Raw genomic sequence first — 15,562 nt, forward strand, 5'->3', positions numbered from 1 at the left:
TGCTAAAATATTTTGTAAATAAACTATTAAAATTATGTTTCCTAATGTTCTTATTGTTAAATAGTAAATATAATTTATTATTTACTAATAAAAAACGAGAAGAAATAGTCCTTCTCGCTTTTTTGTCGTATTTTGAATTTTATTTTCGATAATATTTTTTCTAAAATTCTGAAAAAATTCCTTTAAAAGTTTCTATTTCAATTGGAGAAATCCTAACTCTTTTTAATTGTAATTCTCCATTTTTTATATTTGAAAAACCATTTTGTGTAGTAACAGCACCCTCAATTCCAAGTTCTTTTGCAACTTCTATAGTTTCATTATCACATTTTCCCACTGGATAGCAAAGATACTTATTTTCTATTCCAAGATTATTTTTTAAGAAGTCTTTAGCTTGTCTTATTGAGTAAACCTTATCTTCTCTACTTAATTTATCTAATTCTAAATGATTAGCCGTATGACTTTCAATAGCCATTCCACTTTCCTTCATTTCTTTAAGCATATTTAAACTCATGTATGCTGGATCCTTATCTGTATTATCCGTAATAATAAAAAATGTTGCTTTCATATCGTATTTTTTTAATATTCTATATGCATTAGTATAATTATCTACATAACCATCATCAAAAGTAATTGCTACTGGTTTTTTAGGAACTTTACCTGTTTTTAATGAACTTATAACATCACCCATAAGCATAGAAGTAAATCCATTTTCTTTTAACCATTTAACTTGCTCTTCAAATTGACTTGTAGGGACCATTAAATTATTTGTAGGGTCTAAATCTGCAATAGAATGATACATTAATATTGGTACATATACTTCACTTGGATCAAGCTCTATATACTCAATAACTTCCTTTTTATCTTCTTTAATCTCTTCTGTATTTTCTTCTTTTTCTTCTTCATCTTCTATAATTTGTCCATTTTCTTCTGCTTGATTATCTGTTTCTTCTTTGTTAATAACCATTAAATTATTTCCTATAATATCTTTAAAAGAAAATGCTGCAAATGCACATATGCAAATTAAAAATATAGCTGTAAATATAGTTTTAGCTTTCACATTTCTCTCCCCCTTTTTTATTACATAATAATTATATTGTTTTTATTTATTTTATTCAAATTCAATTTATATTTTTAGTATTGCTACTTAAGTTTTAAATTATTTATCTTTATCATATAATTTAATAAATCAATATTATAAGGAGTGTTTTTTATTGTTCGGATACATAACTCCATTAAAAGGTGATCTTAAAGTTAAAGATTTCGATTTATTTAAAAGTTATTATTGTGGATTATGTTTTGCTATAAAAAATAATTTTGGAAATATCCCTAGAATGACTTTAAATTATGATATGACATTTTTAGGGGTACTTTTAGACTCTCTATCCCCTGATGAAATTGAGCTAGATATAACAAAATGTATATCTCACCCTACTCAAAAAAGATATATCATTATAAATAATAAAGCATTATCTTATGCTTCTTCTATTAACTTGTCACTATTTTATTATAAACTTTTAGATGATGTTAAAGATGATCAGAATTTGAAAAGTAAGTTTTTATCAAAATCTTTATATTTATATACAAAAAAAATTGATAAATCTCTATATCAAATAAATAATATAATTAATTCTAGATTAACTGAGCTTAATGATTTTGAGTCTAAAAAATCTTTTTCTTCCATAGATGAAATTTCTCACCCCTTTAGTGATATAGTTGCAAATATTCTTAAAAGCTATCCTAATGTACTTATTGATGATGGTGAAATATTAAGAAATAACCTATATAACTTTGGTTATGCTCTTGGAAAATGGATTTATATTATCGATGCTTTGGATGATTTAAAAGAAGATATGGAAAATAAAAAATTCAACCCAATTAATTTTCTATATAATAAAAACAATCTAAACTTTTATGAACTTCTAGAAAATATCAAAGCTAAAATTGAGTTTACTATTTTGAATTGTTCTTATAACTGTAAAGAATATCTCTCTAAACTTCCATTAAATAAGAATAAAGATATCTTATATAATATTATTGAACTTGGAATGCTTAATAAATATATAACTATAATAAATAATCATGGGCAAAACTAAATTTAGTTTTGCCCATGATTATTTATATCATCTGGTTTTGGACTTATACCTCTATACTCCTTTAATTTTTCTAAAGACATGTCTATCATTGGCATATTTTTTATCCCTTCCTTCTTAAAATGTTAGCCCCCTTAACCTTTTACTGCTCCAATTGTAATACCTTGAGTAAATGACTTTTGGAATATAAGGAATATTATTATCATAGGTATTGATGCTAAAGCTGCTCCTGCCATCATCAATCCATAATTAGTAGTAAATTCTAGTTGCATTGTTGCTATACCTAATGGAAGTGTTTGCATAGCTGTACTTCTAATAAGTATTAATTGCATAAAGTAATCATTCCAAGAACTTATAAATGTAAATATAGCTAATGCTCCTACTCCTGGTTTTACTATAGGTAATACTATATTTTTAAATATTCCAATTTCACTACAACCATCTATCTTCGCTGCTTCTAACAATTCTGTTGGTATTGTCTCACTAAATTGTTTCATAAGGAATATTCCAAATGGCCATCCTACTGCTGGTAATATAAGTGACTTATAGCTATTTATCCAATCAAGCTTTGTTAAGATATTAAATAAAGGTACCATTATAACTTGTTTTGGAAGTGCCATTGCTATTATAAGTAACCAGAATATTATGTGCCTACCTGGAAATCTCTTTTTAGCCAATACATACCCTGCAAGAGAAGATGTTAAGCACACTAAAAAAGTTGTACTAATAGCTATGAAAAAACTATTAAATGTCCATCTTAGAAGTGGTTGTCTTGCTAAGTCTGTCCAGTTTTGTAATGTTGGATTATGAGGAATCCACTGAGGTGGTATAGCAATAGTAGCTGCTTGATCTTTAAATGCCCCTGTTATAATCCAATAAAAAGGGAATATAAAAATTATCATAAATATACATAGTAAAATTAATGAGCAAATATATTTAGGAGTCCATCTATCTCTCCAATCATATAATTCTTCTTTTTCTTTTTTCTCTCTACCAAACATATGCTTTTCTCCTTCCTATTAGTATTCAACATCTGAACCTAAGTATTTATATTGAATAATAGATATTGCCATAACTATAATAGCTAATACTACCCCCATAGATGAAGCTAATCCATATTGTCCTAAAGTAAATGATCTCTCATATACTTGATACATAATGGTAGTTGTAGCATAATTTGGCCCACCAGCTGTTAAAAGTTGGATTATTGAAAAACATTGAAAAGAATTTATTGTAGTTATTATTACTATATATAAAGTTGTTGGTTTTAATAAAGGCCATGTTATATTCCAAAATACTTGTCTCGCACTAGCTCCATCAATTTCAGCAGCTTCTAAATAATCTTTTGGTATATTTCCTAAAGATGCCATATATAGAACTATAGGTTGTCCTACTGATAATGTAACTAATACCATTAATATTGCCCATTTCGCTATACTTGGATTTCCAAGCCACGATTGTGCTTCTATACCAAAGAAACTTAAAACATAGTTTAATATCCCGTAATTAGGATGAAATATCCATCCCCAAACTACTGTAATACTAACTACAGATGCTATAGCTGGCAAATAAAACACTGATCTAAAAAATGATCTAACTTTAGATGATCTTTTATAAATTGTTACTGCAACAAACATTGAAAAAACAAGAACTATTGGAACATTACCTATAACTAAAAATAAAGTGTTCCACAAAGACTTTCTAAATACAGGATCATTAAATATTTGAACATAATTTTTTAATCCTATAAATTCTGATGATCTTGGAGTATAGTTAAAAAAGCTTATAACTATACCGCCTATCATTGGAAGTATAACAAATGATAAGAAAAATATTGCTGCCGGCAATAAGAAAAGATATGCTGAAAGCCACTCTTTCTTAGCCAACTTACTATGTTTTTTCACTTTAAATTTTGGCTTTTTGTTATTTGCTAATTCAGTAACCATAATGCAAGCTTCCCCCTTATTATAATTAATATGAAGGGAGATATCCCCTTCATATTAACACCTTTATTTATTTTTTATTTAATGTTTCATTAGCTTTATCATTAAAATTCTTTAATGCTTCTTTTGGTGAAGTTTGACCTAAAGTTATTTCTTGAAGTGTTGGGAACCAATGAGTTCTCATTTCTGCAAATCCATTTACAGTATTATAATACTCAGCTGTATATTTTCCCATTCCTTCAGCAAATTTCATTTCTTCATCTTCATATAACCCTTTAATTGAGTCTCTAACTGAGAATGTACCAGTTGAAATTAAGTTTTTCTTTTGCCATTCTGAATCATTAGCTAAAAAGTCTATGAATTTCTTAGAAGCTTCTATTTTTGCGTCATCTCCATTATCAAATACACATAATCCACCAATTAAAGCTTCTAATGCAAGATCATCTTTGCTTGGTGATGGAATTGGTAATAATACCTCTTCAAAATCTTCTACTTTTTTATCTGCATTATTTTTTCTAAGTCCTGTTGAGTAAAGTATTGTAAATGCTGATTTTTGTTGTAAAAATAAATCTATCGCATCATTTGAAGCTAATGCTTCACTCCCTGGACCAATTAAACCATAATCTATGCTCTTTTTAACCCATTCCATTGCTTTTACAGCAGGTTCTTGATCAAAAGTGTAAGATGTTTGATCATCATTCATTACACTTCCACCATAAATATTTGAAACAAAGGCTCTAGTTCCTTGATCTCCAGCTGTACTTTTACTAAAGAATGTCATTGGTATAACATCCGGCTTAGCTTCTTTAATTCCTTTAAGTGCTGATTCAAATTCTTCTATTGTCCATAATCTATCTTCCTTATTTAATGGAAGTAAATCTAAAAGTCCTGCTTCTTCAAACATGGTTTTATTTGCAGCCATCATAAATGTTGTTGTATTAAATGGATACATATAATAAGTATCATCTAACTTACATCCTGCTAATAATTCATCAGATACATCTCCATTTAAATCTTTTATCATATCATCTACAGGAGCTAATACTCCTTGTCTTGCAAAATCAATAATTCTTCCTGGTGCATCATATAAAATATCTGGAGCTGAATTAGATGCTATAGCTGCATTTAATTTTTCTCCACCCCCATTAAAGGAAATCATTTCTACATTAACCTTAATATCAGGATTTTTCTCTTGGAATGCCTTTATTAACTCTTCTTCATATTTTCCGACTTGTCCATCTTTTACTTCAAAGTTAGGAAAATTCCACCATGTAATTTCTACTGGTTTATCCTTATTAGTCTCTTCTCCTCCTGACTTCCCACATCCAACAAAGGATGACATTGCTACTGCTGTAGCTAATAGAACTGTTGATAGTAGCTTAAGCTTTTTCATAAATTTAATTCCCCCTTTAATTTTATATTCTCTCTTATTGTGACTATGCTATTGTTCGTTAAATTATTTTAATCCTTTTCATATAATATGTAAGAAATTTTATAAATATTATAGGTTCTATTTCCATAAAAAATTTAACTTTTTAATAAATATATTTCTCCTTTTTTATCTAAATTAATACAAACTAAAAAGGCATGCTTTCTATAAGAAAACATACCTTTTTCCAATTTATTTAACACTACTTCTTTCAACTAGCTTTGTGTCTAATTTTATTATTTTATTTTTAGAGGTTCCATTTATTGTTTCTATTAAAAGTTTAAATGCTTCTTCACCCATACTATATATAGGTTGGGCTATTGTTGTAAGTTCTGGTTCAGTAAGTGATGAAATATTAATATTATCATATCCTAACACTGATATTTTACCTGGGATACTATACCCATTTCTTATAAGATATTTCATTCCTCCTAAAGCCATTACATCACTGCTATAAAATATAGCATCAATATTTCCTGATTTTGAAAGTAATTCTTCTGTTGCTTTTATTCCACCTTCTATTGAAAAATCACTTTCACATATTAAATCTTCATTATAAACTCCAAGTTCTCCTGCAATAGTCTTATAACTTTCATTTCTAATCTTAGATATTTGAAACTTAGATTTTCCTGCTACAAACGCTATATTTCTTTTACCTTTATCAAAAAGATACTTTACTCCTAGTTTAATTCCCTGATCATTATTGCATAAAACTGCATTATATTTCTCTATAGTTTCTATGTATCTATCTACAACTACAAATGGTATTCTATTGCTTTTTAATATATTAAGACTATCTTCACTATTTCCACCTGAAGCAAATATTACTCCATCTACAAGTTTACTTACTAATAATTTTATATATCGCTCTTCTTTTTCGTCTTTATTATAAGAATTACATAGGATAACATTATATCCAAGTATCTCTGCATTTTCTTCTATTGCTTTTGCCATTTCTGAAAAAAATGGATTTTCTATATCTGGTAATATAATCCCAATAGTATTAGTTTTCCTTGTACTTAAACTTCTTGCAACACTATTAGGTATATAATTTAATCTCTTTGAAATCTCCAAAATCTTTGTTCTTGTCTCATTACTTACACTGATTGGTTTATTATTTAAAACTTTAGAAACTGTTGTTTTTGATACATTAGCTTCCTTTGCTATATCATTCATTGTTATATTTCTCATAAAACACCCCATGCTATATGACTATTATATATTTTGCTAATTATTCGTACCACCTATTATATCATATTTTGTCTATAGTTGTGCTTTATTAACTTATACCTATTCTAAATCTGATTTTGTAAGTATTTTTAGTGATGCTGGTATTTCTTTATCTACATGTTCTCCTTTATTTATCCTTTCAGATATATCAACTCCTAAAGCTCCTATTACATCTGGTTGTTGAGCTACTGTTGCAGTCATATCTCCTTTTAAAATTGCATCTTCTGCATCAGCATTTCCATCAAAACCTATCAATATAACATCCTTATTAGCTGTCTTTATTGCTTTAGCTGCTCCTAATGCCATTTCATCATTATGGGCAAAAACAACATCAAACTCTGGAATTGCCTGTATTATATTCTCCATAACTTGAAGTCCTTTTTGTCTATCAAAATCTGCTGATTGGCTTGATACTATATTTATACTGCTATTAGTATTTACTATATCATTAAATCCTTTTCCTCTATCTCTAGTAGCTGATGCCCCTGGTACACCTTGCAATTCTATTGCTTTTATGTCTTTCTTATCTTTTAACTTATCTAACGCAAACTCAGCTGCCATATTTCCACCCTTTATATTATCTGATGCTATATGACTAGTTACCTCCCCATCATTAGCTTGTCTATCTAATGTTATTACTGGAACTTTTTTCTCATTAGCTACTTTAATTGATGTAGAAACAGCATCACTATCTGTAGGATTTATAAGTAATGTAATTACTCCTAATTCTATTAAATCTTCTACATTTGCTCTTTCTTTAGCAGGATCATTTTGTGAGTCTAGTACTATTAATTTATATCCTAACTCATTAGCTCTTTTTTCAGCACCATCTTTCATTGATACAAAAAATGGATTATTTAAAGTAGATACTACCATACCTATCTTTTTTTGTTGTTCTTTTCTTGAACATCCTGCAAATATACTAATGGTTAATGCACTTATTAAAGATACAGCTAAAATTTTTAAAGCTTTTCTTTTCATATTATTCACTCCTTATATTTACATTCTGTTATTTTCTTCTATCTTTTTTATCTAATAAAACTGCTATTAATATTACTAATCCTTTTACTATTAATTGATAAAAAGGTGAAACATTCATTAGATTTAATCCATTATTTAAAACACCGATAATTAATGCACCTATTATTGTTCCTGATATCTTACCTTCCCCTCCTGAAAGACTTGTTCCTCCAATTACTACTGCTGCTATTGCATCTAATTCAAAACCTGTCCCTGCATTTGGTGAAGCTGAACCTATTCTACTTGTTATAATAACTCCACTAATTGCCGCTGCTATACCTGAAATTACATAAACTAAAGTTTTTATTTTATCTGTATTTATTCCTGAAAGTCTTGCTGAATCTTCATTTCCACCTACTGCATATAAATATCTTCCGAATCTTGTTTGGGATAGTCCATATATTGCTATACCTGCTACTATTATTGTTATTAATACTGCTATTGGTAAAAATCCTATTTTTCCATTTCCTATATTCATAAAACTTTCTGGTAATTTTGATATAGGTGTTCCATTTGTAAATACTAGCGTTGTACCTCTAAAGATTGTCATTGTTGCTAGTGTTGCTATGAATGCCTGTAGCTTTCCTTTTGATACTAAAGCTCCATTTACTGCTCCTATAACTGTCCCTATTATAATTGCAACTAAAATTGCAAGAGTAATATTTCCCGTTGACTTAATTATAGATGCTGCAAATGCACCACTTAAAGCAAGAGTTGAACCTACTGATAAATCTATTCCACCTGTTAATATAACAAAAGTCATTCCTATAGCTATAATTGCATTTACTGATATTTGAGTTAATACATTTGTTATATTAGTTATAGTTAAAAATCTTGGGGTCATAATTGATATTATAATGCATAAAGCAACTAATCCTATAAGTGATTTATATTTTGTTAAATTTACTTTTACATTTTCTTTCATCTTTAATTCCTCCATTTTTATTGCATGCCAACTGCAAGCTTCATAATTTTTTCTTGGGTAGCTTCTTCTCTTTGAAGTTCTCCTGATATTCTTCCTTCACTCATTACCATTATTCTATCGCTTATTCCTAAAACTTCTGGTAAATCTGAAGAAATCATTATAATTGCCTTACCCATTGATTTTAATTCATTTAATAATTCATATATTTCTTTCTTAGCTCCAACATCAATTCCTCTTGTAGGTTCATCTATTATAAATACCTTTGGTGATAATAAAAGCCATTTAGCTAAAATAACTTTTTGCTGATTTCCCCCACTAAGATTTTTTATAAGTTGTCCACTATTTGGGGTTCTTATATTTATTTTTTTAATATACTCTTCAACATCTTTTAACTCAGCTTTAGTATTAATAGATTTATTATTCCTTTCATATTTTTTTAAATTACACAAAGTCATATTATTAGCAACTGACATATCTAATACACAACCCTCTTTTTTTCTATCTTCTGAAAGATAACATATACCATTTTCTATAGCATCTTTACTACATTTTATATTTATTTCTTTTCCAGACAATATTATTTTTCCAGATGTCTTTTTATATTCACCAAATATTGTCTTAGCTAATTCAGTTCTTCCTGATCCCATAAGACCAGCAACACCTAATATCTCTCCTTCTTTTACTTCAAAAGAAGCTTTTTTAACCTTACCCTTATATTCTAAATCGTTTACACGAAGTATAGTATTGCCTATATCCACCTTCTTATATGGAAACTGATCCTCTATCTTTCTACCAACCATCATAGCAATTAATTTATCGTTATCTATATCTTTTATTTGTGCTTCACCAGCATATTTACCATCTCTTAAGACTTCTACTCTATCACATATAGTAAATATTTCTTCCATTCTATGTGATATATAAATAATAGCTATCCCTTTATTTTTCAGATTATCTATTACTTTAAATAAATTTTTAGTTTCAACATCTGTTAAGGCCGTTGTTGGTTCATCCATAATTATTATTTTAGCATTTTTAGTAAGGGCTTTGGCTATTTCAATCATTTGCCTTTCCCCAACATTAATATCTTCAACTAACATATTAGGATCTAAAGTGCATCCTATTTGTTCTAAAAACATCTTACTTCTCTCTATCAATAGTTTTTTGTTAATTCTTCCTGTAAACTTATTATATTTTTCATTACCTAAAAATATATTTTCTGCTATTGTAAGATTAGGAATAACACTTAATTCTTGATGAATTATAGTAATACCACACTTTTCTGCATCTTTTATTCCTTTAATTTTAATTTCTTTTCCTTCTACAAAAATTTCTCCTTGATCCTTTTGGTAAACACCACTTAATATTTTCATAAGTGTAGATTTTCCAGCTCCGTTTTCTCCCATAAGAGCTGTAACTTCCCCACCAAAGGCCTTTAGATTTACATTGTCTAGGGCTTTAACTCCCGGAAAGCTCTTGCTTATATTAGTCATTTTTAACATTGGGTTTTTGGCACTCATTTAAATACCTCCTCTAAAATACAACTCCTGATTTTAAAATAATATTTGCATAAGGTGTTTGCTCACCAGTTCTTACTACTGCCTTACAATCCTTTAATAGAACTTTTAGCTCTTCATGTGATACTATAGTTATTTTTGTGTCTCCTATCTCTTCTTTTATCTTTTTATATACTTCAATATTTTTAGTTTCTATTTCAGCTGCTATTATTACCTCTTCAACTTGAAGTTCTAATAAAACAGCTTTTAATGTATCTATAAAACTAGGTAAATTTTTTATTAATGCTAAATCTATTCTTTTGGTACAATCAGGTATTGGAAGACCACAATCTCCAATAGCTAACATATCTGTATGTCCCATTTTAGATATTACTTCTGATAATTCACTGTTTAGTAATGCTGTTTTTTTCATTTCTAGTTCTCCTTATATATCTCTAATACTTCATCTAAATATGGTATAGATGGTTGTGCACCTTCTCTTTGTACTGCTATTGATGAAACTTTATTTCCAAATCTAACAGCTTCAGTTAAATCTTCAAATGTTAAATTGTTAGTGTTAAGTCTAGAACTTAATGCTCCAATAAAACTATCCCCTGCTGCAGTTGTATCTATTGCATTAACTTTAAATGCATCAATTATTCTGGCATCTTCTTTTGATATTACTGCAGCTCCTCTTGACCCTAAAGTTATTATTACAAATTTAACTCCTTTTGCTATCATTTTACTAGCTGCCATTTTAGCACTCTCTAAGTCTATAACCTTAACCCCTGTAATTAATTCAGCTTCTGTTTCATTAGGGATTATTATATCTGTATAATTTAATAACTCCTCTTGAATCTCCTTAGCTGGCGCTGGATTCAATATAGTAAACTTATTTAGTTTTTTAGCTTCTTTAAATGCCTCTAATGTAACATTTATTGGGGTTTCAAATTGAGATATCACTATATCACTTTCTTTTATTGCCTCTTTTGAACCTTCTATATCTTCATTAGTTATAGCCATATTAGCTCCAGGTACAACTATTATAGAATTATTTCCATTTTCATTAACCATTATCATAGCCATTCCTGTTGGTTCTTTTTCATCTATTAAAACATAGTTTGTATTTATTTTATCTTCTATTAACTTATCTACTAAAACTTTCCCATTTTCATCTTTACCTACTTTTGATACCATATATACTTTAGCTCCATATCTTTGAGCTGCTACTGCTTGATTAGCACCTTTACCACCTGGAATTTTTTTAAATCCCTTTGATAAAATAGTTTCTCCTACCTTAGGCATATCTTCAATTTGTAAAACAAGATCCATATTCATACTTCCTAAAACACATATCTTATTCATAATAATTCCTCCTAAGAATCTCTAGTTACTCGGTTAACTCAACCGGTTAACTATATAATACACTCTTTAGTAAACAATTACAATACTTTTCGGAATATTTTTTTATTTTATTTAAATTTACTTTGCAAACAAAAGAGATTGGATATAAATTAGTAAATAAAAATTTATATCCAATCTCTCTTATTAATTATTTTTAAATTCTTTTATTTGACTTTCAGCTTCTCTATCAACATTAATATTAACATTAGCTCTCTTTACTGATCCTGAAAACATTTTTTGTATCATTCCATCTAATCTATTCTCAACAAAAACTTTTCGAGTAATTTTTTTAACCTTTTCTTGATGTAGTTTTTGTTCTAAAAGCCAATCAATAGCTTCTTTAGTAGTATTAGAGTTCCAATAATTATTAGGCACTTGTTTTAATTCCCATGGCTTAATCTGATTTGGATAAACAAAATTAACTACCTCATAGGGTGAACCATTAAAAATTTTAGAAAACATTCCATTTAGTTTATTTTCTATAAAAATTTCTCCCGTAAGATTATTTTTTATCTCGTCAATGCTCCATTTTAATTTTTCTTCGAATAACCATTTTAATGCTTCCATACATGTATTTTCATTCCAATAATTATTTTCTACTTTGCTTAACTCCCACGGTCTAAATTTGTCTGGATAGGCGTTATTAACTAAATTAAAAATAGAATAGTTAAAAACTTTTTCTACCATCCCACTTAATTTATATTCTTTTAGAACTATAAATCTTAACTTTTCTTTTAGCTCTTCATCAGACCACATTAATATTTCTTCTATTAAATATCTTGTTAATATTGCTGCATCTTGTTTTGCCTCTGTCCTTTTCCAAAAGCCTCTTGGAAATTTTTCTACACTTCCATCTAAAATAAGTCTATATATTTGTAGTGCATCCATTTCGTGTATTTTTGAATATGTGCTTCTCATATTTACTTATTCCTCCCCAAATGTTTAATTTCTCAATATCTACTAAAAATCTCCCCTTTTTATAACTAAATCTTATATCATATCCGTCTTGTAATTAATGATTTATTTCTACTTATATCCCTGTTTTTTTTCGCATTTATTATTATAAATAATAATGTTTGTAAAAAAGCTAGAGACTGATAATTTACAGTCTCTAGCTTAGCATTTATTTTTTATTTTCCTTTTGAGTTTTATATTCTTTTGGGGAAACCCCTATGTATTTTTTAAAGGTTCTACTAAAATATTCTACATCATTATAATCTAATTTATAACTAACTTCATATACCTTTATTTCTGCATTTAATAATAAGTTTTTAGCTCTTTCCATTTTTAAAAAAGTCATATGTTCAACTATAGTTTTCCCAGTTGTTTTCCTAAAAAAATGACTTATATAACTTTTATTCATATTCATCTTATTACATATTAGCTCTAATGAAATATTGTTTTCTATATTTTCTATTATAATAGTACAGATTTCCTCTACTCTTTTATTATTTAAATAACCAAACTTATATTTAGCTATATCAATCATTAATTTATTGATAATTTCCTTTAAATAATTTCTTATTGTTTGTATATCATCACTTCTAAATTCATCGCTCTTTTTCCAATTTTTTATATTAACAAACTTATTATACCATCTATATTCTAATACTACATTATAGAGTATTTCATCTGAAACTTTTTTTACGATATACTTATCAGAATCCGATTTAAAAATATTTTCTTCTAATGCATTATTGATAATATCATCAATTTTATTAAATACTAAATCATTTCCTTCTCTTATATATTCTAAGATTTCACTAATTTCATCCTCTTTGATTAGCTTATCTATTTTACTAATTTTTTCTTCTTTTCTACGCTGTTCAACTAAAAATTTATTTGCTCGTATTAAAGCTTCTTCTAGTTCTTTTTCATTTATTGGTTTTGTAAGATAATCAAACGCTCCAAAAATAATTCCTTCTCTTGCATATTTAAATTCACTATATTCACTTAATAATATTACACAAATAGATAATCTCGCTTCTTTAATTTTTTTTAATAAAGTTACTCCATCTATATTTGGCATTTTTATATCTGTTATTATTAAATCTATTTTATTATCTCTTATTTTAGTTAATGCCTCTTCTCCATCTGAAGCTTCACTTACTACCCTAAACCCCGTTTTCTCTCCCCAGATTTTTTTTCTTATTATGTCCTTTCTCATTATTGGTAAATCATCTACAACCATTACATTAAACATTTTCATCACCTATACTTAGTATAATTAATTTACTTGTAATAACGAAAAATACACTATTGTTCCTTTATTAAATTCAGATTCTATCCATATTTCACCGTTATGCTTTTGTATCTTTTGCACTGGAAAATAAATTATATATTAAAACTCTAATTAATGTTTCATGAGCATTTATTTTTAACTTAATATATATTATATTGAATATATCTTCATATCCTGGCATAATTATTATTGCTATTACCAAATAATTTAATTATAAAAAACATCCTATTATTTATAATTTTATCTTTTATAGCTAATTTTATTGCCTATTTTCTATTTTAATGCTCTATATATAATCATTTCCATATATCAACTTTTCAATCATAAAAAGTGAGGTATATTAAAATAGCTATTTTAATATAATTAGCTATTAATACGCACCCCACTATAATTTTATTTTTAACTAAAATTATATGCATTTATTATTATAATATCTAAGCATATAATTTTTATAAATGTATTTTTTTTAGTTTCTACCTAGTTTTTTTTGTATTTACAGTTTTTTAATATTTTTTACAATTATTAAAAAATGAAAATGTACATATAATTAAATTTTTTAATAAAAAATTTAGCCATCTTATTAATTATGTCTTCATTTCTATTAAGTGTATTTTTTTAACTGTAATATTTCTTCTTTAGATAAATTACGCCACTTTCCTATTTCTAATTCATCTAATCTTATATTCATAATTCTAATACGTTCTAATCTTATTACATTGTATCCAAAAAACTTGCTCATTCTTCGAATTTGTCTATTTAATCCTTGAGTTAATATAATTTTAAAAGTGTTTTCTGAAATTCTTTCAACTACACAAGGTCTTGTTATAGTATTGCAAACTTCAACACCTGAAGCCATACCCTTAATAAAATCATCGTCAAAATTTTTATCTACAGTTACTATATATTCTTTTTCATGATTGTTTTCTGATTCTAAAATTTTATTTGCTAATTCTCCGTCATTAGTCATTAATATTAATCCTTGTGAATCTTTATCTAATCTCCCTACTGGAAATATATATTCTGGATAATTTATAAAATCAATTATATTACTTTTAACATCTCTTGCTGCTGTGCATGTTATCCCTATAGGTTTATTCAATACAATATAAACCTTATCTTTTATTGGTATAGGTTTATTATCAATAAAAATATTATCTTCTTCTTCAACCCATTGACCTGGCACACACAACTTTCCATTTACAGTTATTCTTTTTTCCTCAATAAATCTATTTGCTTCTTTTCTTGAACAAAATCCTAAATTACTAAGAAGTTTATTTATTCGCATGTAAAATCTTTATCCTTTCAATATGTCTCAATCTCTTTAAAATATTTTACTTAACTAATCTTAAATTTACAACTATGTATACAAAAAAACTCAGACTATCTAATAATCTAAGTTTTTTATCTAAATTAATTTTGGCTTATATTTTTCTTTGCTCAAAGATACGTTGCTATAAAATATACCCTTGTCCTCTCTTAGTTTGTAGATAACCTATAGCCCCTATCTCTTAAAGCTTCTTCCTTAAACTCTACCTCACTTGTAGCCAAATTATATTTTAAATCCATATAATTAAATATATCAACTTCATTATTTTTATAAGTTCTTCTTATAATGGATGAACTTCCTCAACAACATTTTCAAAATCTAAAGAATATTTTGTTTCATATCCATATCTATTCAAAAAAGTGCTTAATTCTAACCTGATTTTTTCTTCATCTTTTATAATATAAATTTTATTATTCATCTTATCCCCCTACCCTATAAAAAAATAGTACATTTTAC

Annotated in this window: 16 protein-coding genes; 1 reads left to right on the top strand and 15 read right to left on the bottom strand. The window is 27.2% G+C overall.

The genetic code is table 11. The features are described 5' to 3' along the window. Window positions 1-160: 160 nt before the first annotated feature. On the bottom strand, window positions 161-1,057 hold the full coding sequence (locus BTM21_RS08830; protein ID WP_021875054.1) for a polysaccharide deacetylase family protein: 897 nt from the start codon (window positions 1,055-1,057) through the stop codon (window positions 161-163). A 154-nt stretch (window positions 1,058-1,211) separates the two neighbouring features. Here BTM21_RS08830 and BTM21_RS08835 point away from each other — a divergent pair, with 154 nt between their 5' ends. Continuing rightward, window positions 1,212-2,093 (top strand): DUF5685 family protein, encoded by an 882-nt coding sequence (locus BTM21_RS08835; protein ID WP_021875053.1) that lies wholly within the window; start codon window positions 1,212-1,214, stop codon window positions 2,091-2,093. 2 nt (window positions 2,094-2,095) lie between these two features. Here the strand turns inward: BTM21_RS08835 and BTM21_RS13860 are convergent, their stop codons facing one another. The 14 genes from BTM21_RS13860 to BTM21_RS13950 form a co-directional block, all read right to left on the bottom strand. After that, entirely contained in the window at window positions 2,096-2,188 is a 93-nt protein-coding gene (locus tag BTM21_RS13860; RefSeq protein WP_145951873.1) for an acetylxylan esterase, read from the bottom strand. A gap of 36 nt (window positions 2,189-2,224) precedes the next feature. Continuing rightward, window positions 2,225-2,992: a carbohydrate ABC transporter permease gene (locus BTM21_RS08840; protein WP_278336901.1), complete on the bottom strand. Its 768-nt coding sequence runs from the start codon at window positions 2,990-2,992 to the stop codon at window positions 2,225-2,227. A gap of 117 nt (window positions 2,993-3,109) precedes the next feature. Next, on the bottom strand, window positions 3,110-4,036 hold the full coding sequence (locus BTM21_RS08845; protein WP_021875051.1) for a carbohydrate ABC transporter permease: 927 nt from the start codon (window positions 4,034-4,036) through the stop codon (window positions 3,110-3,112). 67 nt (window positions 4,037-4,103) lie between these two features. After that, window positions 4,104-5,426: an ABC transporter substrate-binding protein gene (locus BTM21_RS08850; protein ID WP_021875050.1), complete on the bottom strand. Its 1,323-nt coding sequence runs from the start codon at window positions 5,424-5,426 to the stop codon at window positions 4,104-4,106. 228 nt (window positions 5,427-5,654) lie between these two features. Beyond that, window positions 5,655-6,653: a LacI family DNA-binding transcriptional regulator gene (locus BTM21_RS08855; protein ID WP_021875049.1), complete on the bottom strand. Its 999-nt coding sequence runs from the start codon at window positions 6,651-6,653 to the stop codon at window positions 5,655-5,657. A gap of 99 nt (window positions 6,654-6,752) precedes the next feature. After that, window positions 6,753-7,673, bottom strand: a complete 921-nt coding sequence (gene rbsB / locus BTM21_RS08860; protein ID WP_079481178.1) for a ribose ABC transporter substrate-binding protein RbsB — start codon at window positions 7,671-7,673, stop codon at window positions 6,753-6,755. Window positions 7,674-7,701: 28 nt separating this feature from the next. Continuing rightward, on the bottom strand, window positions 7,702-8,637 hold the full coding sequence (locus BTM21_RS08865) for an ABC transporter permease (RefSeq protein ID WP_079481177.1): 936 nt from the start codon (window positions 8,635-8,637) through the stop codon (window positions 7,702-7,704). A gap of 17 nt (window positions 8,638-8,654) precedes the next feature. Next, complete coding sequence (locus BTM21_RS08870; protein WP_079481176.1) at window positions 8,655-10,157, bottom strand: sugar ABC transporter ATP-binding protein; 1,503 nt, start codon at window positions 10,155-10,157, stop codon at window positions 8,655-8,657. A gap of 13 nt (window positions 10,158-10,170) precedes the next feature. Beyond that, complete coding sequence (gene rbsD / locus BTM21_RS08875; protein ID WP_021875045.1) at window positions 10,171-10,566, bottom strand: D-ribose pyranase; 396 nt, start codon at window positions 10,564-10,566, stop codon at window positions 10,171-10,173. A gap of 2 nt (window positions 10,567-10,568) precedes the next feature. Continuing rightward, window positions 10,569-11,498, bottom strand: a complete 930-nt coding sequence (gene rbsK / locus BTM21_RS08880) for a ribokinase (protein ID WP_021875044.1) — start codon at window positions 11,496-11,498, stop codon at window positions 10,569-10,571. Window positions 11,499-11,681: 183 nt separating this feature from the next. Next, window positions 11,682-12,455, bottom strand: a complete 774-nt coding sequence (locus BTM21_RS08885; protein ID WP_079481175.1) for a DUF4046 domain-containing protein — start codon at window positions 12,453-12,455, stop codon at window positions 11,682-11,684. A 205-nt stretch (window positions 12,456-12,660) separates the two neighbouring features. Next, complete coding sequence (locus tag BTM21_RS08890; RefSeq protein ID WP_161493084.1) at window positions 12,661-13,740, bottom strand: response regulator transcription factor; 1,080 nt, start codon at window positions 13,738-13,740, stop codon at window positions 12,661-12,663. Between the two features lie 640 nt (window positions 13,741-14,380). Next, entirely contained in the window at window positions 14,381-15,064 is a 684-nt protein-coding gene (locus tag BTM21_RS08895) for a pseudouridine synthase (protein ID WP_021875040.1), read from the bottom strand. Between the two features lie 322 nt (window positions 15,065-15,386). Then, window positions 15,387-15,524 carry a response regulator gene (locus BTM21_RS13950; RefSeq protein ID WP_021875039.1) on the bottom strand — a complete coding sequence of 46 codons (138 nt, stop codon included), beginning with the start codon at window positions 15,522-15,524 and terminating at the stop codon, window positions 15,387-15,389. Between the last annotated feature and the right edge of the window lie 38 nt (window positions 15,525-15,562).

This window comes from Clostridium chauvoei (assembly GCF_002327185.1).
Lineage (GTDB): Bacteria > Bacillota > Clostridia > Clostridiales > Clostridiaceae > Clostridium > Clostridium chauvoei.